Here is a 21,201-nt window from a genome sequence, read left to right as displayed (position 1 = left end):
ACTACTACTACTACTACTCACAGCACTATCTTCGCGTACTGCACTCAAAACTGGACTGGACATGATTACTGGGTTCCTGGCTCTCGCCCCACGTGATTAAACGGACTTGCTATGAGACGTTGGTACCGTTCCAGCCTGACACGTAGGGTTCCCCCGGATGCCGTGACACGCGCCGCAGCGGCGGTGTCGAGTTTCCTGGTTCGATGACCCGAAGTCCACCCCGAGTCTTATGGGTAGGCCGGAACTGTCGTAGGTGCGCGGGGACTCCAAAATGCCTAAGTGAAAACGTCCCGCCCTCCATCTTCGGAGGGGCCGTTTGACCGACGATTGTTACGCGCCTATGGTGGACGGGTTCCGTCGCATACCCCCAGCCGCGACGGAACGGTACCACAAGAATGCCCCCGCAGGAGTCCCTCACCAGACTCAGGCGGGGGCGTTTTTGGGTCTGGATACGATGGCTAAGTGCGTGTGGGCGCGAGTATCGGGTCAGGTTCGGCGGACGGCGGCCATGCCGCATGGTGGCAATGGCATTCGCCCGATTGAATGGGCAAAGCGTCAATCTTCAACAAGGCCCGGTGACTGGGCGTGGATCCCCGCGGGGAACGTCGGGCGCGTCAACGACTCCGAATGGGAGATCGAAGAATACCGGCGCTGCCCCAAAATATGCGCGGAATCCGGTGGGCTCACAGGCTGCCCGGTTTACTGCCCTCCTGAGAAGCCAGGGAGGTTTTAGGGAGGGTCAGCAACGGCAGACCACTTTCACACACTGTAACTTTACGGAACCCTAGGGAAGACTATCCAAGGAACCCAGCGGAACACGACACGCCCGGGACCACGCAAAAACCCCGCCTTTCCGGGGATTATCCGGAGTGGCGGGGCTGCGTAACTTGGTGGGTCCTACCGGGATCGAACCGATGACATCCACGGTGTAAACGTGGCGCTCTACCAGCTGAGCTAAAGACCCAAACCGTGATTTCCGCACTTCCGCGCGTCAACCAACGAACAGCTACTCTACCGGATGCGACCGGCCGAACGCTAATCGCGGCGCGCCCGCCCGTCACCGACGCGGCGCCTTACAGTTCCGGAAGTTCTGCCGCGAGCCACGTCAGGGCCCCGCTGACGCCTGCTTCCAGTTTGATAGTGGCCAGCTCGTCGCCTCTCGTCTGGCCCCTGTTGATGATGACCACGGCCTTGCCCTGCTTGGCCGCATGGCGGACAAAACGGAGGCCGCTCATCACGGTCAACGAGGACCCGGCGACAAGGAGCGCAGCGGCCTCGTCCACCATGGAGTAGGAACGTTCCACGCGGTCCTTCGGCACGTTCTCGCCGAAGTACACGAAATCGGGTTTCAGGGTGCCGCCGCACGCGGGACAGTGTGCCAAGACGAAACTTTCAATCAGCCCGGCGTCCTCGACAGTGGCATCTGCGTCGGGGGCCATCTCGACCACGCCCGCGGCCAGGGCACGCTCCAGGAATCCGGGATTGAGTTCCTCAAGCACGCCCGCCAGCAGCCTGCGGCTGTAGCGGCGCTGGCATCCGAGGCAGACGACCTGGTCGAACCGACCGTGCAGGTCCACCACGTTGACGCTGCCGGCATCCTCGTGGAGGCGGTCCACGTTTTGCGTGATGAGTCCGGTGAGCAGCCCCCGCTGTTCCAGGCGGGCCGCGGCGGCGTGGCCGTCGTTGGGATCCGCCCGGCGCAGATGGGACCATCCGATGTGGTTCCGGGCCCAGTAGCGCTGCCGGTTGCCCGGACTGCCGATGAATTCCTGGTACGTCATCGGGGCCCGCGGGGCGGCGCCGGGTCCGCGGTAGTCTGGAATGCCGGAATCGGTGCTCAGGCCTGCCCCGGTCAGCAGGGCAAAACGCTCGCCGGCGAGGACGGCGCGGATTTCCTGCAGCACCTCAAGCTCGTCGCGGGCCGGCGCTGCGGCCGCAACCGGCGGCAAGCTCGCAAAACCAGTCATGCCGACCCCAGGTCGCCGTTGCCTCACGGGTTCAGTTCCCGCCGAGACCCGCCAGCGCGGCGCGGTATTTTGCAAGATCCCGCGCCTGGCCACGGGGATTCACCACGACGTACCGCACGATTCCGGCCGCATCGATGATGAACGTGCCACGCTTGGCCATGCCGTTCTCGGCATCAAACACGCCGTACGTTTCTGCGACGGCGCCATGCGGCCAGAAGTCGGCCAGCAGGTCGAAGCCGTACCCTTCCTTTTGCGCGTACGCCCGCTGGGCGAACTTGCTGTCCACCGAGACCGCCAGCACGGCGGCGTCGGCGTCCTCGAAAAGCGCCAGGTTGTCCCGGATCTCGCACAGTTCACCCGTGCAGATACCGGAGAAAGCAAACGGGTAGAAGACGATCACCACATTGCGGCCCCGGAATTCCGAGAGCCTCACCGGCTCTCCGAACTGGTTTGACAGTTCGAAGTCCGGTGCGGGCTCGCCGACCGCCGGAACGGCCGTCATCGGAAAAACCGCCGCGGGAACCGCCGTCGCTGGAGCGGACGGCCGTGCGCCGGCCTGCTCCAGCGCTTGCGTCACTTGTTCTTCCGCGTGACCAGCCGGGTGGCGCTCCAGTCCTTGGAGACGCCCGCGGAGGTGGTGTAGTGCAGACCAGCGGTGGGGGCGGCATCCTGGATGTCCGCAGGCGACACGTAGCCGACACGGCCGGACTTCGGGGTCAGGACCCAGACCACGCCGCCTTCACTCAGGGTGGTCAGCGAATCCACAAGGGTGTCAACGAGGTCTCCATCGCTGGCGCGCCACCAAAGAATTGCGGCATCGACGACTTCGTGGTCGTCCTCATCAAAGAGTTCCGACCCCGTGAGGTCTTCGATGTCGTCACGCAAGTCGAAGTCGACGTCGTCGTCATAACCGAATTCCTGAATCAGGTCCCCGTCTTTGAAACCCAGTTTCTCCGCCACATTTACCGAAGTGGCGGCGTCGGCCTCGCTCACGTGTTGCTCCTATGCTTGGTGTTTTCAATATCGCTAGTGATTTCCATTACTACAAGCCAACACCCTTTGGGCCTGCGCTTCAAGCTGTTGGCACCGCGATCCGCCATATTCTGCGTCACACAGCGCGATCCGAACGCCGCAGCGCGGCTTCTCGTCACACAACCAGTATGCCCGGGAAATACGACAGTGCCTCCATACGACGGCTACGCATCCTCCAGCTGTCACAGCTAGAGTGGCTGGTGACGACTACGCCCGCAAGGGCGACCGCCCCGCTTAGACAGGCAGGCATAGTCGTGCATGGACCTTGCCCGGCGCACACGACCGGGCTGTTGTAACCGATATGTCGCACACGTCGCGTTCACGCCAGGCAGTTACCCTGCCGGAGCTGAGGGTGCCGATGAATGCGCTCAAAGAGAGGTTGGACGTGGCTGCAGGAGAAGATACCTCCCATATCCTCAGCGGGTTGACAAACCAGCTGCCTGATCGTGATCCAGAAGAGACCGCCGAATGGATCGAGTCCCTGGATACCCTGATTCAGGAACAGGGCACCGAACGTGCCCAGTACATAATGCGCAGCCTGCTCCAGCGGGCCGGCGCGCAAAGCGTGGGTGTGCCGATGGTCACCACGACGGACTACGTCAACACGATTCCCGTCGACCAGGAAGCTCCGTTCCCCGGCGACGAGGAGATCGAGCGCAAGTACCGGGCGTGGCTTCGCTGGAACGCCGCAGTCATGGTGCACCGCGCACAGCGGGCGGATATCGGCGTCGGCGGCCACATCTCCACCTACGCAGGAGCCGCGACGCTTTACGAAGTCGGTTTCAACCACTTCTTCCGCGGCAAGGACCACCCGGGCGGCGGGGACCAGGTCTTCTTCCAGGGCCACGCCTCCCCCGGCATGTACGCCCGCGCTTTCATGGAAGGCCGCCTCACCGAGGAGGACCTCGACGGGTTCCGCCAGGAGAAGTCCAAGGAAGGGCACGCCCTTTCGAGCTACCCCCACCCGCGCCTGATGCCGGAGTTCTGGGAATTCCCCACCGTCTCCATGGGCATCGGCCCGATGAACGCCATCTACCAGGCGCAGTCCAACCGCTACCTGGAAAACCGCGGCCTCAAGGACACCTCGGACCAGCAGGTCTGGGCGTTCCTTGGCGACGGCGAAATGGACGAGCCCGAGTCCCGCGGCCTGCTGCAGCTCGCAGCCAACGACAAGCTCGATAACCTCAACTTCGTCATCAACTGCAACCTCCAGCGCCTCGACGGACCCGTCCGCGGCAACGGCAAGATCATGCAGGAACTCGAAGCCTTCTTCCGCGGTGCCGGCTGGAACGTAATCAAGGTGGTCTGGGGCCGCGAGTGGGACAAGCTCCTGGCCAAGGACGAGGACGGCTCGCTCGTGAAGATCATGAACGAGACGGTCGACGGCGACTACCAGACGTACAAGGCCGAGTCCGGCGCGTTCGTCCGCGAGCACTTCTTCGGCCAGACCCCGCAAACCAAGGAAATGGTCCAGGACCTGTCCGACGACGAGATCTGGAACCTCAAGCGCGGCGGCCATGACTACAACAAGGTCTACGCCGCTTACAAGGCCGCCGTGGAGTTCAAGGGCAAGCCGACCGTCATCCTGGCGCACACGGTCAAGGGCTACGGCCTGGGCACCCACTTCGAGGGCCGCAACGCGACCCACCAGATGAAGAAGCTCACCCTCGCGGACCTCAAGGCTTTCCGCGACCACCTGCGCATTCCGATCACCGACGATCAGCTGGAAGCCGACCTGTACCGGCCGCCGTACTACCACCCCGGCATGGACTCCCCGGAGATCCAGTACCTGATCGGCCGCCGGAAGGAACTCGGCGGTTTCGTCCCCGAACGCCGTTCCAAGCATTCCGAGGTCACGCTCCCGGAGGACAAGGTCTACGAAGTAGCCAACCGCGGCTCCGGCAAGCAGCAGGCAGCCACCACCATGGCATTCGTCCGCCTGCTCAAGGACCTCATGCGGGACAAGGAGTTCGGCAAGCGGATCGTGCCGATCATCCCGGATGAGGCCCGCACGTTCGGCATGGACGCGTTCTTCCCGACCGCGAAGATCTACAACCCGAACGGCCAGAACTACCTCTCTGTCGACCGCGAACTCGTCCTGGCCTACAAGGAGTCCATCTCCGGCCAGATCGTGCACGCCGGCATCAACGAGGCGGGTTCCGTCGCAGCCTTCACCGCGGCGGGAACGTCCTACGCCACCCACGGCGAACCGCTCATCCCGATCTACGTCTTCTACTCGATGTTCGGATTCCAGCGCACGGGCGATTCCTTCTGGGCCGCGGCAGACCAGATGACCCGCGGGTTCGTCATCGGCGCTACCGCCGGCCGCACCACGCTGACCGGCGAAGGCCTGCAGCACGCGGACGGACATTCGCCGATCCTCGCCGCCACCAACCCGGCGGTCGTCTCCTACGACCCGGCATACGGCTACGAGATCGGCATCATCATGCGCGACGGTCTCAACCGGATGTACGGCCCCGGCCCTGCCGATAACGACCCGTCGCGGAACGTGATGTACTACATCACGGTCTACAACGAGCCGATCGTGCAGCCGCCGGCACCGGCGGAAATCGACGTCGAGGGCATCATCAAGGGCGTCTACCTGCTCGCACCGGCCAAGATCGACGGCCCGCGCACGCAGATCCTCGCCTCCGGTGTGTCCGTCCCCTGGGCCCTTGAGGCCCAGCGGGTCCTCGCCGAGGACTGGGGCGTCTCCGCGGATGTCTGGTCCGTGACGTCCTGGACCGAACTGCGCCGCGACGCCATGGCTGCCGAGGAGGAAGCTTTCCTCAACCCGGGCCAGCCCGCCCGTGTTCCGTTCGTCACCGAACAGCTCGCCGGTGCCACCGGACCGATCGTGGCAGTCACCGACTACATGAAGGCCGTGCCGGACCAGATCCGCCAGTTCCTGCCGAACGAGTTCGCCTCGCTCGGTGCTGACGGCTTCGGGTTCTCCGACACCCGCGCCGCCGCGCGCCGCTTCTTCAAGAACGACATCCACTCGATCGTGGTCCGTTCCCTGCAGATGCTGGCCCGCCGCGGCGAAGTGGATGCCCAGGCTCCGGCCCAGGCGATTGAAAAGTACCGCCTGCACAACGTCAATGCCGGCACCACCGGCAACGCGGGCGGCGACTCCTAACCCGGGCACCCCAGCCGGATAACAGCGCACGACGGCGGTCCCCACCGGAAGGTGGGACCCGCCGTCGTGCGTTTAAGCACCGTCACCACGGTGCCCGGAGCTGCACGGCCCCGGCACGCCGGTCATTCTCGGCTGTGATCCAGGACAAAGGCACTTGTAGCCTTTGCACAAATGGAGCTTGGGCGGCCCGCCCCGTATGCTCGATGCATGGCAGAGCCGATCACCACCCCCGCAAAACGCACGCCAAGCTCACGGGCGATGACTCCGGAGAAAGCCGAAACTCTCAAGAAGCTCCGCGCGAGCGTGGGTCAGCTGTCCACGACGACCCTCCGCCAGCTGGAGAAATCCCTGCCCTGGTACAGCCGGCTGAACTCGGACGAGCGCTCGGCGCTGGGCATGGTGGCCCAGAACGGCATCGCCGCCTTCGTCACGTGGTACGAACGTCCCAGCTCGCCGTCGTGGATACTGTCCGACGTCTTCGGCACCGCGCCGACCGAACTCACGCGCTCCATCAGCCTGCAGAAAGCCCTCCAGCTCATCCGGATCGTCGTGGAGGTTGTCGAGGACCAGGTCCCCGTGATCGCGCCCGAAGCGGACCAGTCCGCCCTGCGCGAAGCTGTCCTGCGCTACTCGCGGGAGGTCGCCTTTGCTGCCGCGGATGTTTACGCCCGGGCCGCCGAGTCCCGGGGATCCTGGGACACGCGGCTCGAGGCACTCATTGTCGACGCAATCCTGCGGGGCGAAAACACGGACGCGCTGCGGTCCCGGATCGCCGCCCTGGGCTGGAAGGCGCAGGAGCGCTTTACGGTCATGGTGGGCAATTCGCCGTCCGAACCGAGCGCCAGCTACGTCAGCGAGCTGCGCCGCACCGCCGGCCGCTTCGCCGAGGACGCCCTCGTGGGCATCCAGGGCGACAGGCTCATCCTCATCCTTGGCGGGCTCCAGGACCGCGAGACGGCCTACCTCAAGCTCAGCGAGCTCTTCGCCCCGGGTCCTGTCGTCTACGGACCGGAGGCAGGCTCACTGCTCGAGGCCAGCAGCTCCGCACAGTCCGCCTTCGCGGGTCTGACGGCGGCCCGCGCCTGGCCCTCGGCGCCGCGCCCCGTGGCGGCCGACGATCTGCTGCCCGAACGGGTCATCTCAGGGGACGACGCTGCCCGTCGCTCCCTGGTCAAGAACATCTACCGGCCCCTCCTGGCCGCGTCCAACGGCCTCGTGGAAACCCTGGGCACCTACCTGGAACTGGGCCATTCCCTCGAGGCGACAGCCCGGGAGCTCTTCGTCCACGCCAACACGGTGCGCTACCGGCTCAAGCGCGTCTGCGACGTGACAGGCTGGGATCCGCTCCTGCCGCGGGAGGCGTTCGTGCTCCAGACAGCCCTGGTGGTGGGGCGTCTCTCGGCCCCGCCGAAGCCCGCCACGGAACGTCAACCGTCCCGCAACAACTCCTGATCGGTTGTAGACTTCCTACAAACTGACCCAGTGAGCTTGGTGTATGAATACACCGATAATCACGCGGTAATTTGGAAAGCTGGTTACGTGCTTGCAATCGTTTGCCCCGGACAGGGCTCCCAGACCCCAGGTTTTCTGGCCCCGTGGCTAGAACTGCCTCCCGTCGCAGGCCATTTGGCCTCCCTCAGCGAAATCGCAGGTATCGACCTCACCGCCCACGGCACCACCTCCGATGAGGAGACGATCAAGGACACCGCCGTCGCGCAGCCTTTGATCGTCGCCGCCGGGCTGGTGGCCGCAACGTCCTTGTTCGACGTCGAACTCGGAACCCTTCCGGTGATTCTCGCCGGACACTCCGTCGGCGAAATCACGGCCTCCGCCCTGGCCGGCGTGCTGACAGAAACCGAAGCCATGACGTTTGTCAGGGAACGCGCGAACGGCATGGCCGCGGCCGCAGCGGCCATCCCCACTGGCATGAGCGCCGTCGTCGGCGGAGACCCCGCCGACGTCCTCGCGGCCATTGAAGCCTGCGGAGCCACCGCCGCAAACGTCAACGGCGCCGGCCAGACCGTCGCCGCTGGCACCCTGGAACAGCTCAAGGCGCTGGCCGAGAACCCCCCGGCCAAGGCCCGGGTGATTCCGCTGAAGGTTGCCGGCGCCTTCCACACTTCGCACATGTCCCCCGCCGTCGCGGCACTGCAGGCCCTGCGGCCCTCCCTGCACCCGCGGAACCCGCAGGTTCCGCTGCTGTCCAACTTCGACGGCGCCGAAGTCACCGACGGCCCGGCCGCCGTCGAGAGTCTGATCGCCCAGGTTTCCCGTGCGGTCCGCTGGGACCTCTGCATGGAGACCATGGTGCGGCGCGGAGTGACCGGCGTGATCGAACTGGCTCCGGCCGGAACCCTCGCGGGCCTCGCCAAGCGCGGCATGCCCGGCGTCAAGACCGTCACTGTCAAGACCCCGGACGACCTCTCCGCGGCCCTGGCCCTATTCGCAGAACTGGAAGGAGGGGCATGAGCGTTCCCACTCTTAAGCAGTCGCCCGTGCACGAGAACACCCGCATCATGGGTGTCGGCGCCTACCGGCCGAGCGTCATCGTCACCAACGAAGACGTGTGCCAGTGGATCGATTCCTCTGATGAGTGGATCCGCCAGCGCACGGGCATCATCACCCGGCACCGCGCCCCCGCCGACGTCAGCGTGATCGACATGGCCGAAGGCGCCGCCCGCGAGGCCCTGCAGAAGGCCGGCATCGACGCGTCCCAGCTCGGCGCCGTCATTGTCTCCACCGTCACCCACCCGTACGCGACACCCTCCGCTGCCGCAAGCCTGGCCGACCGTTTGGGCGCGACGCCGGCGCCGGCGTTCGACATTTCCGCCGCCTGCGCGGGCTACTGCTACGGCATCGCCCAGGGCGACGCCCTGGTGCGGTCCGGTGCGGCCGACTACGTCCTCGTGGTCGGTGCGGAAAAGCTGTCCGACGTCATCGACAACACCGAGCGGACCATCTCCTTCCTGCTGGGCGACGGCGCCGGCGCCGTCGTGATCGGCCCCTCTGCCACCCCCGGGATCGGCCCCTCCGTGTGGGGTTCGGACGGCAGCAAATGGGATGCGATCGGCATGACGCACTCGATGCTGGATATCCGCGAACTCGCACTGTCCGGCAAGCACGGCAAGGCCGTCAGTGACGAGGAAGCCGCCGTGACCGATGCGTCACTGTGGCCCACGCTCCGCCAGGACGGCCAGACGGTCTTCCGCTGGGCGGTCTGGGAAATGGCCAAGGTGGCCCAGCAGGCCCTCGACGCGGCCGGGATCAAGGCCGAGGACCTCGCCGCCTTCATCCCGCACCAGGCCAACATGCGCATCATCGATGAGATGGCCAAGAAGCTGAAGCTGCCGGAGACCGTCAAGGTCGCCCGCGACATCGCGGAGGCCGGCAACACCTCGGCGGCCTCGATCCCCTTGGCCACCCACCGCCTGCTCCTGGAGAACCCCGAGCTCAGCGGCGGACTCGCACTGCAGATCGGCTTCGGAGCCGGACTGGTCTTCGGCGCCCAGGTAATCGTGCTCCCGTAGCACCCCCGAACTGAATACGTTCTACCCAGCACGCATTCCCGCACCAAGCCGAACCCTCGGCTTGAACCATTTCCGCCCGAGGCGGCCGGCTCCGCCGGCAGCCTGAGGCACCAACTAGAAAAGGAGCCGTCAATGGCTAGCAACGAAGAGATCCTGGCCGGCTTGGCTGAAATCGTCAACGAAGAAACCGGTCTCGCACCGGAGGCTGTTGAGATGGACAAGTCCTTCACTGAGGACCTGGACATCGACTCCATCTCGATGATGACGATCGTGGTCAATGCTGAAGAAAAGTTCGGCGTCCGCATCCCGGACGAAGAGGTCAAGAACCTTAAGACCGTCGGCGACGCCGTCAGCTTCATCGCAAGCGCGCAGGCCGCCTAGTTTCGGCCCAGGCCGGTCCGGGGCGCAACCGCGCCCCGGACCGCGCCATTTGCAAGACCAAGAGTGCAAGACCACAGAGTTTTCCAAACGCAGGCCCCGGCCACCCCTTTCCCCGGGCCCGGACACGGCAGGCGCACCGACAGAGAGTGATCCCATGGCACGCAAAGTAGTCATTACCGGTCTGGGTGCCACCACACCCATCGGCGGCGATGTCCCCACGATGTGGAAGAACGCGCTGAAGGGCGTCTCCGGCGCGCACACGCTCGAGGACGACTGGGTGGCCAAGTACGAGCTGCCCGTGCACTTCGCCGCACGCGCTTCCACCCCCGCGACTGAGGTCCTGAGCCGGGTCGAGGCCAAGCGGATGGACCCGTCCACGCAGTTCGCCGTGGTCGCCTCCCGCGAGGCGTGGGCCGACTCCGGCATCACCGAGATCGACCACGACCGCCTCGCCGTGGCCTTCGCCACCGGCATCGGCGGAGTCTGGACCCTCCTGGACGCCTGGGACACCCTGCGCGAAAAGGGCCCCCGCCGCGTCCTGCCCATGACCGTGCCCATGCTGATGCCCAACGGCCCGGCGGCAGCGGTCAGCCTGGACCTGGGAGCCCGCGCCGGTGCCCACACCCCCGTTTCCGCCTGCGCCTCCGGCACCGAGGCCGTGCACATGGGCCTCGAACTGATCCGCTCCGGCAAGGCCGACGTCGTCGTCTGCGGCGGCGCCGAAGCCGCCATCCACCCGATGCCGATCGCCGCGTTTGCCTCCATGCAGGCCCTCTCGCGCCGCAACGACGATCCCGAGCACGCCTCCCGCCCCTACGACCGCGACCGCGACGGCTTCGTCATGGGCGAAGGCGCCGGCGCCCTGGTCCTCGAAGCCGAGGAACATGCCCTGGCCCGCGGCGCCCGGATCTACGCCGAACTGGCCGGCACCTCGGTCACCGCCGACGCTTACCACATCACCGCCCCGGACCCTGAGGGCCTCGGCGCCACCCGCGCGCTGAAGGCTGCCATGTTCGACGGCCGCATCCAGCCCGAGGATGTGGTGCACGTCAACGCGCACGCCACCTCCACCCCGGTCGGCGACAAGCCGGAGTACGCGGCCCTCAAAGCCGCCCTCGGCAAGCACGTGGACAACGTCGCCGTCTCGGCCACCAAGTCGCAGATGGGACACCTGCTCGGCGCCTCCGGTGCGGTGGAAGCCGTCCTGACCGTCCTGGCCGTCTACGAACGCAAGGCACCGCTGACCATCAACCTGGAGAACCAGGATCCGGAGATCCCGCTCGACGTCGTCACGTCCGCCCGCGACCTGCCTGCGGGGAGCATCGCGGCACTCAGCAACTCCTTCGGTTTCGGCGGCCACAACGCCGTCATCGCGGTGCGCAGCATCTAGCGTCTCGTCCCGCGGCTCGTCCCAGGGCTCTTCCCGCGTAAAATGACAGATGGCGGCAACGTTCCTTAGTGAACATTGCCGCCATCTGTCGTTTGGGGCGAAACTATGGAGTTGCTTCGGCTAAAGGCTGCCCGCAGCCTTCAGCCGACCTGGTGCAGCCAGCGGACGGGGGCGCCCTCGGCGGCGTGCCGGAACGGTTCGAGTTCCTCGTCCCAGGCTTCGCCGAGGGCGAGGGAAAGCTCATGGTAGACGGCAGAGGGGTCGCCCGCCCCGGATTCGTAGGCGTACCGGATGCGGTCCTCGGAGACCATGATGTTGCCGTGCACGTCGGTAGTGGCGTGGAAGATGCCGAGTTCAGGCGTGTGGGACCAGCGGCCGCCGTCTACGCCCTGGCTGGGCTCTTCCGTGACTTCGTAGCGCAAATGGGCCCAGCCGCGAAGAGCGGACGCCAATTGAGCCCCCGTGCCCGGAGTTCCGGTCCACGACAGCTCAGCCCGGTACATTCCGGGCGCAGCAGGCTGCGCAGTCCACTCCAGGTCCGTCCGCTTGTCCACGACAGAGCCTATGGCCCACTCAACGTGGGGGCACAGGGCGGTCGGGGCCGAGTGAACAAACAACACACCGCGGGTCAGTGCAACAGACATTCCATCCTCCATAGCTGTAGGTACGTCTTCCCCAACGACCTTTGCCTGGATGTCTGTCTGTTGCGCGGATCCGAATCAGTAACGGAACTCCTGCCAAACTCCTAATATACAGCCGGATTTCAAGCTGGGGCGCAAAGCACTCTAGCTTCAAGCTCAACTTGAAACTCCCCGGACGTGAGTCTTATTCTGCCCCACGCGTCCTAATTACGCTAGTGAAATTCGGCGCGTCTTTCCCGGCGCGCCGAGCGGATTTCCCAACCCTGCAGTACGGGACTGCTGGTGCGTGATTTCAGGCGCGGGGATGGGCTTGCTGGTAGCTCTGCCGGAGCCTCTCCACTGAGACGTGCGTATAGATCTGGGTCGTGGCCAGGCTGCTGTGCCCCAGGATTTCCTGCACCGCCCGCAGGTCCGCGCCGCCGTCGAGCAAGTGGGTGGCCGCCGAGTGCCGCAGGGCGTGGGGTCCCGTCGCCGCGGTGTCGCCGAGCGCCTCGAGCATGCCCTTGACTACACTTCGGACCTGGCGCTGGTCGACCCTCTTGCCGCGGACGCCCAGGAACAGCGCCGGGCCGCTCGCCTCACTGGCCAGGGCAGGGCGGCCGCGCCGGAGCCAGTCGTCCACCGCGAGCGCCGCGGGCAGCCCGTAAGGCACCGTCCGCTCTTTGTTGCCCTTGCCGACCACCCTCAGGGTCCTGCGGTCCGGATCGAGATCGTCCACGTCCATACCGGCCAGTTCGCCGACCCGGACACCGGTGGCGTAGAGCAGTTCGACCATGGCCCTGTTGCGCAGGGCCAGCGGCACCCCCTCGGACGCAGCGGACTCCGCACCCTCGACAAGCCTGCGTACCTGCTGCTGGTGAAGGACGCCGGGAAGCGATTTCTCACGCTTCGGGGCCTTGAGACGCAGCGCGGGGTCGGCCGTGATCAGATCCTCCCGCACGGCCCAGGCGGTGAAGGCGCGGGCGGTGGCCGAACGGCGGGCCAAGGTGGCACGGGACATTCCGGCCTCACTCTGCGCGCCGAGCCATCGCCGGAGGCTCCCCAGTTCCAGCCCGTCCAGGTCCTCGACCCCCTCAGAGGCCGCATGGGCCAACAAACTTTCGACATCCGAGAGGTAGGCGCGCACGGTGTGCACCGACCTCCCCCGCTCCGCCTCCAAGTAGCGGCCGAACCGGCGGGCGGCAGCGGCCAGTACGGCGGGAAGCTCCTGTCTAGACATCCTCCTACTCTCGCAGTATTCGCGGGGCAATCGAGGAAAGCCATGACGAACCGCGGCGTGTCAGCCCGATCGTCCGGATCGTTTCCAACCGCCCCGGTACTGCTCGGCCAGTCCCAGCAGCCCGAGCCGTCCGAGGGCCGCCCTGACTGAGTCCGGACCAAGCCCCGCTACGGTGGCAAGCTTCTCAACCGAACTGGCGCTCCGGAGGGGCAGCGCGTCTAGCAGGATCAGGTCCTCAAGGGTCAGTCCGTCGTGCGCTTCTTCCCTCCCGGCTTTATCCTCGGACAGGCAGTCGCCGCTGGGGGAGGCGAGCTCGGCAATCTCTCCGGCATCGGTGACGCAGACCGCCCCGCCTTCGCGGAGGAGCCGGTGGCACCCGGCGGAATTGGCGCTGTGAATGGAACCCGGCACAGCCCCCACTGCCCGGCCCAGGCTTTCGGCATGGTGGGCCGTGTTAAGCGCCCCCGACCTCCACCGTGCCTCGACCACCACCGTGACCGATGCCAGCGCCGCAATGAGGCGGTTCCGTTGCAGGAAACGGTACCGGGTGGGAGCTGACCCTGGCGGGACTTCCGCGAGGACCGCGCCCTGGTTCGCGACAGCCCTCAGCAGGTCCTCGTTCCCGGAGGGGTAGAAGCGGTCCACTCCCCCGGCCATGACAGCGATCGTAGGCATGCCGCCGGCGCTGCCTGCGAGGGCTGCCCTGTGGGCGTGGGCATCGATTCCGTAGGCGCCGCCGGAAATGATGGTGAAGCCGCGCTGCGCCAAGGAGTATGCAAGGTCCCCGGTCACGGAAGCGCCATACGACGTGCTGTCCCGCGAGCCCACGAGGGCGATGGACCGGGCGGCCGGAGGCAGTTCCTGTTCGATTCCCCGCCACCACAGGCACAACGGCTCCTGGAGGCCGAGGTCTGCGAGCTGGCGTGGCCACAGCTCGTCGGAGGGAATGATCAGGCGTCCGCCGAGCCGCTGCATGGTGTTGAGGTCGCGGGCCGGTGCCAGATCCGGCACGCGTGGCGCCCATCGCTTCAAGGCCTCGCCCAGGCCAGCCCAGCCTCCCCGGGAGCCGTTGTCGGACAGGACGCCGGAAATGTCCTGCTCAAGCCCCGGACCGGCCGCGAGCTGGCCCGTGGCGATGCGCAGGGCGTCTTCCGCGCCGGCCACGTGGACCAGCGCGAGGGCGGCGGCATCCTGCGGCTCGAACAGACGGGACAGCGCCGCCCGTGCGGTCCTCTCCTCGATCGACATGGTGCTCTCCTTTGGTATGGCTGATGGTTCAAACGGTGCCCTGGCGGCGTCACCCGCTGGCGACGGCGGCCTGGCGGAGGCTCAGGGCCTGCCCGACGTCGTCCGGATCCGGGCTCTCCCGGCCGGCAAGATCCGCCAGGGTCCAGGCGAGGCGCAGCACGCGGTCGTAGCCGCGGGCTGTCAGGACACCGCGTTCGAGTGCACGGTCCAGGATTCGCGTGGTGGGTGCCGCGAGCCGCAGCTCGCCCCGCAGCATCCGCCCGGGCACTTGTGAGTTGGTCTCCATCCCGAGCGGCCGCAGCCGCTCCAGCTGTCGCCGGCGCGCCGCCCGGACGCGCTCTGCGATGGCGGCGCTGTCCTCCTCAGCGCCGGGCCGCCCGAAATCGGCCAGCGATACCCGTTCAACCTGCAGCTGGATATCGACCCGGTCCAGCAACGGCCCGGACATGCGGGCCAGATAGCGCCGCCTCATCGTGGGTGTGCAGGTGCAGTCGACGCCCTTGCCCGATGCCTTGCCACAGGGACACGGATTCGCCGCAAGGACCAGCTGGAACCGCGCAGGGTAGGCCGCCGTGCCCGCCGAACGGTGGATGACCAGCTCGCCGCTTTCCAGCGGCTGCCGGAGGGCATCGAGGACCCGGCGCTCGTACTCCGGCGCCTCATCAAGGAACAGCACGCCCCGGTGGGCCCGGGACGCCGCTCCAGGCCGCGGCAGCCCCGAGCCACCGCCAATAATGGCTGCCGACGTCGCGGTATGGTGCGGGTTTTCATAGGGCGGGCGGCGCAGCAACTGCACGGAAGCGGAGGCCAGGCTGCACAAGGAATGGATCGCAGTTACTTCCATGGCTTCGGTGTCGCCCAGGTCCGGCAGGAGCCCCGGCAGTCGCTCCGCCAGCATGGTCTTCCCTGCGCCGGGAGGACCGGTCATCAGGAGGTGATGGGCGCCGGCTGCCGCCACCTCCAAGGCACGCCGTGCCTCGGCCTGCCCTGAAACGTCGCGCATGTCCGGCATGGCGGCCTGGGCCGGGGCAGCTTCGGCATCGTCGCCCTCCGTGTCCTCAGGCCAGGGCTCGAAGTCCAGGGCCAGATTCGTGGGATCGGCGCCGCAGTCGAACGCCAGCCGTGCCAGCGTCCGGTAGCCCTGGACCCGTGCGCCGGGCACAAGCTCGGCCTCTGCGACGTTGGCGTGCGCCACGACGACGTCGGGATAACCGCACCGTACGGCCGCCATAACCGCGGGGAGAATGCCACGCACGGGCCGCAGCCTCCCGTCAAGGCCAAGTTCGGCGATGAAGACCGACCGACCGGTGGGACGGATATCGTCGGCTGCCAGCAACACTGCCATGGCGATGGCGAGGTCGAAGCCGGAACCGCGTTTCGGCAGGGACGCCGGAATGAGATTGGCTGTGATTTTCCGGCGGCTGAGCGGAATGCCTGAGTTCTGCGCGGCGGAGCGGATCCGCTCTTTCGCTTCATTGAGCGACGCGTCCGGCAGGCCCAGGATCACAAAGGCGGGCAATGTCTGGCCGATGTCAGCCTCGACCTCGACGATGTAGCCGTTGAGCCCGACCAGGGCCACAGAGTAGGTCCGGCCCAGAGCCATCTACCCCACCCCCTTGAGGTGCTCGACGGCGGGCTCCCCTATGCCGTCGTCGAGCACGGCGATGACGTCCACCCGGCGCAGGGGCATCCGCAACTCATGGTCCCGGCACCACGCCGACGCGAGCCGATGGAGCCGCGCCAGTTTCTCCACGCCCACGGCTTCAAAGGGGTGGCCGTAGGCGAGCGATGTCCGCGTCTTGACCTCGGCAATAACCAAGGCGTCGCCATCGAGCGCCACAATGTCGATTTCGCCCTCGGGACAGCGCCAATTGCGGTCGATTACGCGCATACCGAGCGATTCAAGATACCCGACGGCGAGTTCCTCCCCGCGCCGGCCCAGCAGATCCTTGGCTCTCATGACACCAGAATGCGCAGTCAAGCCAAGCCTTCCCAGACGGCTGGTGCGCTATGTGGGAAACTTCGCCGGATTGCCCTGCCGGAGGCCCGCGGTCCGGGCGGATCCGCTGCACGCGTCGCCGGCCATCAGAGCCGCGGCGGTCGTGGCGGGAGACGTTGACAGGACGTGTCGAGGCGGTTGTCAGTCGACGAAACGTACCCATTGCCCGGTTCGGCTGCGCGGGCCGGAGGGACAGGTTGCACCCGATCGGCCTGCGCCAGCGTCGGCGCCCGGACCGACACCCGCACCCGGGCGTGAGTCCGGACACGAACCAGTGCCAGCCCAAGAGCGCGAGCCGGCGGATCGGGCCAGGAAGCGCAAGCACCGGCTGCGGCGATTCCTCGCCAGGGTCCTCAAGCTCGCCCTCGCCATGGCGGTCCTCACGGAACTGGCCGCCGTCCCTTTCATCTGGGTCACTCCCCCGCATACTGCCTTCATGCTGGAGACCGGCGGCCCCATCGCCTACCAGTACGTGTCCCTGAATCACATCAGCCGCTACGTCATTGCCTCGGCCGTCGCCCACGAGGACCAGCAGTTGGGGACGCGCGTTGGAGGGTTCTCCGTTGATGAGTTCCGGGACAGAGCCGCCGCCTACCTGCTGGGCAAGGATGATCCGAGCGGTTCCACGGTCCCGCAACGGCTCGTGAAAAACATCTTCCTGTGGCCTGAACCGAATGCGTTGCGGAAAGGACTGGAGGCAGGCCTTGCGACCGAGTTCAGCCTCACCCTGTCGCATCAACGGATTATGGAGCTGTATCTGAACTTCGCGCAGTTCGGTCCGACGCTGTACGGCATCTGTGCCGCGAGCTGGTACTACTTCGACGAACCGCCGTGGAGCATGTCCGAATACCAGGCCGCGCAACTGATGGGAGTCCTGCCACCGCCCACACTCCTCACCCGGGCGCCGGACGGTGGCATCTATCTCGGCCCGGGTGTCCATCCCAAAGCATGGGACTACGTCAACGGCGCGGCCAACGTCTGGGTTCCCAAGCTGATCGAGGGGCTCGGCGGGTGGAAGGCGGCCGTCGCAACCATGGGTATCGGCGACACGGCGTCCGACCACGCGGCCGAGCGGGGATCCGCAAACCCGGATGGCTGCGGCTCCTCTCCGGAGAGTGTACTGGCCCTGCTGCGGCAGCCGGGCATCACTCCGGACCGGAATGGGAATCCTGCGCCGGTCAGCCAGGCGCCACTGAGGGACTAAGGGAGCAGGGGCCAGGGGGCAGGGGAACGAGGCTCAGTTGCCCAGGTCCTCGACCTTGGGCAGGGCGAGCTCCTCGCTGCGCGGCAGTTCTTCGACGTTGACGTCCTTGAAGGTGATGACGCGGACGCTCTTGACGAACCGGGCCGAGCGGTAGACGTCCCACACCCAGGCGTCCTGCAGCGTCAGGTCGAAATAGACCTCGCCGTCAGCGCTGCGGGCCTGCAGGTCGACGTGGTTGGCAAGGTAGAAACGCCGCTCGGTCTCGACCACATAGCTGAACAGCCCGACGACGTCGCGGTATTCGCGGTAGAGCTGGAGCTCCATGTCGGTCTCATAGTTTTCAAGGTCCTCGGCACTCATGGTTCCATCTTGCACCATCCGGCGCCGGCCGCGCGCCACCCCGCGCCTGCGCCCGGTGTGCCTGCACCAGGTGCGCAGAGGCCTACAGCAGCTGCCAGCTGACCCGATGGTACGGCGTCGGTCCCGCAGCGCGGAGCGCGTCCTTGTGCGCGGCGGTCCCGTACCCCTTGTTCTCGTCCCAGCCGAACGCGGGGTATTCGCTGTGCAGTTCGCACATCATGTGGTCGCGCTCGACCTTGGCCAGGATGCTGGCCGCGGCTACGCTCAGGCACTGCATGTCGGCCTTGACGAGGGTGTGCACCGGCGCGTCGCACCCGGGCTCCGCCGGTTCGACGTCGAACAGCGACGCCTGGGTCCCGGGAGAGAGCCAGTTGTGGCTGCCGTCCAGCAGCACGACGTCGGGCGTGACCCCCGCGGCGAGCACCGCCAGCCATGCACGGGTCCCCGCGAGCCGGAGCGCCCCCACAATGCCGAGGGCATCGATCTCCTTGGCCGAGGCGTGTCCGACGGCAGAGGCGACGGACCAAGCGCTCACCAGCGGCACGAGCCGTTCGCGGTCGGCCACCTTGAGCAGTTTGCTGTCCCGCACGTCCGCGAGGAGCCGCTGCTCCTGCACATCAACGACGGCGATCCCCACACTGACGGGACCCGCGAGGGCTCCGCGGCCCACCTCATCGACGCCGGCGACGAGCCGGGCGCCGGAGCTGCGGAAGCGGCGTTCGTAGTCGAGGGTGGGTGCTTCGGACATTGCGGCGGGCCCTACTTTCCAGCCGGGGCCGGCACGCTATGGAAGACGTCGGGGTAGTTGTCCAAGCCCGAAATCCTGTTCAACGGCCAGGCGATCACAGCCGCCCTGCCCTCGATATCCTGCTCGTCCACGAAGCCGCCGTTGGTGTCCATGTGGGCGCGCGAATCCGCCGAGTGGTTGCGGTTGTCCCCCATGACCCAGACCTTGCCGGCCGGCACCACGACATCGAAGTCGCGGACCTGCGGCACTTCGGCGGCGTTGATGTACTTCTCGTCCAGGGGCACACCGTTGACCGTCAGCCGGCCCCCGGCGTCGCAGCAGACGACGTGATCTCCGGGCAGTCCGATGACGCGTTTGACCAGGTGCTGCTCGGAGTTGTCCGGGAGCAGGCCGACGAAGGTCAATCCGTCCTGCACCCAGGTGAAAGGTCCCTTTGCTGTCCCGGCCGCGGGGACCAGCCAGCCCTTGGTGTCCTTGAAGACGACGACGTCGCCGCGTTCGAGGGCGATGGGCGTCGGAACAAGGAGGTTGACGAAGATGCGGTCGTTCACATCCAGGGTGTTCATCATGGATTCGGACGGAATATAGAACGCCCGGAAGAGGAATGTCTTAATCAGGAACGACAGCACGATGGCCACGACGACGACCGTGGCGACTTCCTTGAGCCACAGGAAGAGGGGGCTGCGGCCTTCACGGGCCTTGGCCTTCCTGGCGCGCCGTGAGGACGCGCCGGCATGCGCCGGCCCGGCGGACGCGGCGTCGTCGGGCTTGGGGGTCGGGGCCGCTGTCTCTGCGTGCCCGTAGCCGGAAGCCTCGCCCGGCGCGGACGCGGGTGCGGGGGCGGGCGCGGGTGCACCGCCTGCGACGGCGGAGGTCCCGGCACCCGCAACCCGCGCCTGCGGCAGCACGGTGGTGGGGTGATCGGATCCGGACTGGTGCTCGGAGGCGGGGATCGCTGAGGAGGTAACCGGGGGCTGGTCGTGCCCCCGCGGATCAGGAGTCCGGGGTTCGGTCTCGGGCATCTACTGTCCGTTCGTCGTCGTGTTGGCGGCCTGATCGGGCCGCGCTACTGCTGCAAATCTATCAAGTGGCCAGATAATCTGTACCGGCCGGCCGATCACGCGTTCCAGGGGAACCATGCCGCCTCCCGGGGCGCCGAGAAGGCTCCGCGAATCGGCCGACATGGAGCGGTGGTCCCCCATCAGCCAGAGCCGCCCGGCCGGCACCTCCACGTTGAACTTCAGCTGGCTGGGCTCGTCGCCCGGGTACAAGTAGGGTTCCGCAACTTGCTGGCCGTTGACTGTGAGCCGGCCTCCGGCGTCACAACACACCACGCGGTCGCCCGGCAGCCCGATAACGCGCTTGACGTACGTGGTGTCGCTCCCTGTCAGCCCCAGCCAGCCGCCGGCTTCGGACACGAGGTCCGCCACGGGACCGTGGCCGCTGCTCAGCGGGGCGAATGAGCCGCGGCCGTCGAACACCACGACGTCGCCGCGGCGCACCGGTCCGGCCTGGAAGTCGGTGTGGGAAACAAGGATCCGGTCCCCGGAGCGCAGAAGGGGTTCCATGGAGGCGGAGGGAATGAAGTAAACGTCCACCCAGAGTGAGCGGACCACGGCGCTGATGGCCACGGCCAGGACCAGGGCCAACAACGCAAAACGCCAGCCCGGTTTCCTGGGCTGGCGTTTTGTCTGTTCCATGATCCGTATCCCCTGGCGCTTTTCTGAAGTGACTGGCGCTGTTGCGGATAGCTCCGGCGCCGCACTAGCTAACGCACCGGGTACGGTCCGTGGACCCGCGGTGGAAGACTGCCTCGGAAGTCCGGGAAGTCTTACTTGCCGGTCTGGAAGTCGCGCTTTTCCTTGATCTTCGCAGCCTTGCCGCGCAGTTCACGCATGTAGTAGAGCTTGGCGCGGCGCACGTCACCCTTGGAGACGAGCTCGATCTTGTCGATGATCGGGGAGTGCACCGGGAAGGTACGCTCCACGCCAACGCCGAAGGAGACCTTGCGGATGGTGAAGGTTTCGCGCAGGCCGTCGCCGTGGCGGCCCAGGACGAAGCCCTGGAATACCTGGACACGGGAGTTCTTGCCTTCGATGATGTTCACGTGAACCTTGAGGGTGTCACCCGCGCGGAACGTCGGAACATCGGTGCGCAGCGAAGCTGCATCTACGGAATCGAGAATATGCATTGATTCACTCCTGGTGAACGCCACAGGTCATTCACGTTGGGTCACGGCGGCCAAGCTCCGGGCGCAAATGCGGCCGGAAATTCCCGTCGAAAGTTTGTCGATCCGGCTCCGTCACGAATTGACAGGGCCGGGGTGCCCGGCTGTTGGCAGCGCTC

The 21,201-nt window shown here is 66.7% G+C and carries 20 protein-coding genes and 1 tRNA gene; 7 read left to right on the top strand and 14 right to left on the bottom strand.

Translation table 11 applies throughout. The features are described from left to right. Positions 1–888 precede the first annotated feature (888 nt). The 4 genes from AC1DCZ_RS06145 to AC1DCZ_RS06130 all read right to left on the bottom strand — a co-directional run bounded on the left by AC1DCZ_RS06145 (position 889) and on the right by AC1DCZ_RS06130 (position 2,960). Positions 889–964: transfer RNA gene (locus AC1DCZ_RS06145), tRNA-Val, on the bottom strand. 109 nt (positions 965–1,073) lie between these two features. Continuing rightward, positions 1,074–1,967: an NAD-dependent protein deacetylase gene (locus AC1DCZ_RS06140; RefSeq protein WP_476895648.1), complete on the bottom strand. Its 894-nt coding sequence runs from the start codon at positions 1,965–1,967 to the stop codon at positions 1,074–1,076. Between the two features lie 31 nt (positions 1,968–1,998). Beyond that, positions 1,999–2,469 (bottom strand): peroxiredoxin, encoded by a 471-nt coding sequence (locus tag AC1DCZ_RS06135; RefSeq protein WP_476973795.1) that lies wholly within the window; start codon positions 2,467–2,469, stop codon positions 1,999–2,001. A 71-nt stretch (positions 2,470–2,540) separates the two neighbouring features. Further along, positions 2,541–2,960: a DUF3052 domain-containing protein gene (locus AC1DCZ_RS06130; protein ID WP_476973780.1), complete on the bottom strand. Its 420-nt coding sequence runs from the start codon at positions 2,958–2,960 to the stop codon at positions 2,541–2,543. A gap of 397 nt (positions 2,961–3,357) precedes the next feature. On the opposite strand from AC1DCZ_RS06130, the gene aceE reads away from it, so the two are divergent. The 6 genes from aceE to fabF all read left to right on the top strand — a co-directional run bounded on the left by aceE (position 3,358) and on the right by fabF (position 11,436). Continuing rightward, on the top strand, positions 3,358–6,138 hold the full coding sequence (gene aceE / locus AC1DCZ_RS06125; RefSeq protein WP_476973779.1) for a pyruvate dehydrogenase (acetyl-transferring), homodimeric type: 2,781 nt from the start codon (positions 3,358–3,360) through the stop codon (positions 6,136–6,138). A gap of 207 nt (positions 6,139–6,345) precedes the next feature. Further along, positions 6,346–7,590: a PucR family transcriptional regulator gene (locus AC1DCZ_RS06120; RefSeq protein WP_476973778.1), complete on the top strand. Its 1,245-nt coding sequence runs from the start codon at positions 6,346–6,348 to the stop codon at positions 7,588–7,590. A gap of 87 nt (positions 7,591–7,677) precedes the next feature. Next, the gene (locus AC1DCZ_RS06115) at positions 7,678–8,607 is read left to right on the top strand and encodes an ACP S-malonyltransferase (protein WP_476973777.1); all 930 of its coding nucleotides are present in this window, start codon (positions 7,678–7,680) and stop codon (positions 8,605–8,607) included. Further along, positions 8,604–9,665 carry a beta-ketoacyl-ACP synthase III gene (locus AC1DCZ_RS06110; protein WP_476895642.1) on the top strand — a complete coding sequence of 354 codons (1,062 nt, stop codon included), beginning with the start codon at positions 8,604–8,606 and terminating at the stop codon, positions 9,663–9,665. Before AC1DCZ_RS06115 ends, AC1DCZ_RS06110 begins: the two co-directional genes overlap by 4 nt. A gap of 132 nt (positions 9,666–9,797) precedes the next feature. Beyond that, positions 9,798–10,046 (top strand): acyl carrier protein, encoded by a 249-nt coding sequence (locus tag AC1DCZ_RS06105; protein ID WP_476973776.1) that lies wholly within the window; start codon positions 9,798–9,800, stop codon positions 10,044–10,046. Positions 10,047–10,200: 154 nt separating this feature from the next. Then, positions 10,201–11,436: a beta-ketoacyl-ACP synthase II gene (gene fabF / locus AC1DCZ_RS06100; protein ID WP_476895640.1), complete on the top strand. Its 1,236-nt coding sequence runs from the start codon at positions 10,201–10,203 to the stop codon at positions 11,434–11,436. Positions 11,437–11,576: 140 nt separating this feature from the next. Here the strand turns inward: fabF and AC1DCZ_RS06095 are convergent, their stop codons facing one another. The 5 genes from AC1DCZ_RS06095 to AC1DCZ_RS06075 form a co-directional block, all read right to left on the bottom strand. Next, the gene (locus tag AC1DCZ_RS06095) at positions 11,577–12,080 is read right to left on the bottom strand and encodes a DUF3145 domain-containing protein (protein ID WP_476973775.1); all 504 of its coding nucleotides are present in this window, start codon (positions 12,078–12,080) and stop codon (positions 11,577–11,579) included. A gap of 289 nt (positions 12,081–12,369) precedes the next feature. After that, positions 12,370–13,296 (bottom strand): tyrosine recombinase XerC, encoded by a 927-nt coding sequence (locus AC1DCZ_RS06090; RefSeq protein ID WP_476973774.1) that lies wholly within the window; start codon positions 13,294–13,296, stop codon positions 12,370–12,372. Positions 13,297–13,356: 60 nt separating this feature from the next. Continuing rightward, complete coding sequence (gene dprA, locus AC1DCZ_RS06085) at positions 13,357–14,544, bottom strand: DNA-processing protein DprA (protein ID WP_476973773.1); 1,188 nt, start codon at positions 14,542–14,544, stop codon at positions 13,357–13,359. 49 nt (positions 14,545–14,593) lie between these two features. Further along, positions 14,594–16,147 carry a YifB family Mg chelatase-like AAA ATPase gene (locus tag AC1DCZ_RS06080; protein ID WP_476973772.1) on the bottom strand — a complete coding sequence of 518 codons (1,554 nt, stop codon included), beginning with the start codon at positions 16,145–16,147 and terminating at the stop codon, positions 14,594–14,596. After that, positions 16,148–16,504, bottom strand: coding sequence for a YraN family protein (locus AC1DCZ_RS06075; protein WP_476973771.1), 357 nt, complete (start codon positions 16,502–16,504; stop codon positions 16,148–16,150). It abuts the gene before it with no gap. Between the two features lie 313 nt (positions 16,505–16,817). Between AC1DCZ_RS06075 and AC1DCZ_RS06070 the strand changes: the two genes are divergently transcribed. Continuing rightward, the gene (locus AC1DCZ_RS06070) at positions 16,818–17,747 is read left to right on the top strand and encodes a transglycosylase domain-containing protein (protein ID WP_476973770.1); all 930 of its coding nucleotides are present in this window, start codon (positions 16,818–16,820) and stop codon (positions 17,745–17,747) included. A gap of 33 nt (positions 17,748–17,780) precedes the next feature. Here AC1DCZ_RS06070 and AC1DCZ_RS06065 read toward each other — a convergent pair whose 3' ends face one another. The 5 genes from AC1DCZ_RS06065 to rplS form a co-directional block, all read right to left on the bottom strand. Continuing rightward, the gene (locus AC1DCZ_RS06065; protein WP_018773443.1) at positions 17,781–18,107 is read right to left on the bottom strand and encodes a DUF2469 domain-containing protein; all 327 of its coding nucleotides are present in this window, start codon (positions 18,105–18,107) and stop codon (positions 17,781–17,783) included. 82 nt (positions 18,108–18,189) lie between these two features. Continuing rightward, positions 18,190–18,855: a ribonuclease HII gene (locus AC1DCZ_RS06060; protein WP_476973769.1), complete on the bottom strand. Its 666-nt coding sequence runs from the start codon at positions 18,853–18,855 to the stop codon at positions 18,190–18,192. Positions 18,856–18,866: 11 nt separating this feature from the next. Next, positions 18,867–19,877 (bottom strand): signal peptidase I, encoded by a 1,011-nt coding sequence (lepB, locus tag AC1DCZ_RS06055; RefSeq protein ID WP_476973768.1) that lies wholly within the window; start codon positions 19,875–19,877, stop codon positions 18,867–18,869. Further along, positions 19,878–20,555, bottom strand: coding sequence for a signal peptidase I (lepB, locus tag AC1DCZ_RS06050; RefSeq protein ID WP_476973767.1), 678 nt, complete (start codon positions 20,553–20,555; stop codon positions 19,878–19,880). 131 nt (positions 20,556–20,686) lie between these two features. Continuing rightward, complete coding sequence (rplS, locus tag AC1DCZ_RS06045; RefSeq protein ID WP_476895630.1) at positions 20,687–21,046, bottom strand: 50S ribosomal protein L19; 360 nt, start codon at positions 21,044–21,046, stop codon at positions 20,687–20,689. Positions 21,047–21,201: the final 155 nt, after the last annotated feature.

This window comes from Arthrobacter sp. 10N418 (assembly GCF_056394725.1).
The sequence above is the reverse complement of the archived record's forward strand: the minus strand, read 5'-3'. Positions and strand labels throughout refer to the sequence as shown.

What these genes read in the sequence shown, in the direction of transcription:
- AC1DCZ_RS06140 (WP_476895648.1), bottom strand. Translation starts at nt 1,967, where the DNA reads ATGACTGGTTTTGCGAGCTTGCCGCCGGTTGCGGCCGCAGCGCCGGCC.
- AC1DCZ_RS06135 (WP_476973795.1), bottom strand. Translation starts at nt 2,469, where the DNA reads ATGACGGCCGTTCCGGCGGTCGGCGAGCCCGCACCGGACTTCGAACTG.
- aceE (WP_476973779.1), top strand. Translation starts at nt 3,358, where the DNA reads ATGAATGCGCTCAAAGAGAGGTTGGACGTGGCTGCAGGAGAAGATACC.
- AC1DCZ_RS06120 (WP_476973778.1), top strand. Translation starts at nt 6,346, where the DNA reads ATGGCAGAGCCGATCACCACCCCCGCAAAACGCACGCCAAGCTCACGG.
- AC1DCZ_RS06110 (WP_476895642.1), top strand. Translation starts at nt 8,604, where the DNA reads ATGAGCGTTCCCACTCTTAAGCAGTCGCCCGTGCACGAGAACACCCGC.
- AC1DCZ_RS06105 (WP_476973776.1), top strand. Translation starts at nt 9,798, where the DNA reads ATGGCTAGCAACGAAGAGATCCTGGCCGGCTTGGCTGAAATCGTCAAC.
- fabF (WP_476895640.1), top strand. Translation starts at nt 10,201, where the DNA reads ATGGCACGCAAAGTAGTCATTACCGGTCTGGGTGCCACCACACCCATC.
- AC1DCZ_RS06095 (WP_476973775.1), bottom strand. Translation starts at nt 12,080, where the DNA reads ATGTCTGTTGCACTGACCCGCGGTGTGTTGTTTGTTCACTCGGCCCCG.
- AC1DCZ_RS06090 (WP_476973774.1), bottom strand. Translation starts at nt 13,296, where the DNA reads ATGTCTAGACAGGAGCTTCCCGCCGTACTGGCCGCTGCCGCCCGCCGG.
- dprA (WP_476973773.1), bottom strand. Translation starts at nt 14,544, where the DNA reads ATGTCGATCGAGGAGAGGACCGCACGGGCGGCGCTGTCCCGTCTGTTC.
- AC1DCZ_RS06080 (WP_476973772.1), bottom strand. Translation starts at nt 16,147, where the DNA reads ATGGCTCTGGGCCGGACCTACTCTGTGGCCCTGGTCGGGCTCAACGGC.
- AC1DCZ_RS06075 (WP_476973771.1), bottom strand. Translation starts at nt 16,504, where the DNA reads ATGAGAGCCAAGGATCTGCTGGGCCGGCGCGGGGAGGAACTCGCCGTC.
- AC1DCZ_RS06065 (WP_018773443.1), bottom strand. Translation starts at nt 18,107, where the DNA reads ATGAGTGCCGAGGACCTTGAAAACTATGAGACCGACATGGAGCTCCAG.
- AC1DCZ_RS06060 (WP_476973769.1), bottom strand. Translation starts at nt 18,855, where the DNA reads ATGTCCGAAGCACCCACCCTCGACTACGAACGCCGCTTCCGCAGCTCC.
- lepB (WP_476973768.1), bottom strand. Translation starts at nt 19,877, where the DNA reads ATGCCCGAGACCGAACCCCGGACTCCTGATCCGCGGGGGCACGACCAG.
- lepB (WP_476973767.1), bottom strand. Translation starts at nt 20,555, where the DNA reads ATGGAACAGACAAAACGCCAGCCCAGGAAACCGGGCTGGCGTTTTGCG.
- rplS (WP_476895630.1), bottom strand. Translation starts at nt 21,046, where the DNA reads ATGCATATTCTCGATTCCGTAGATGCAGCTTCGCTGCGCACCGATGTT.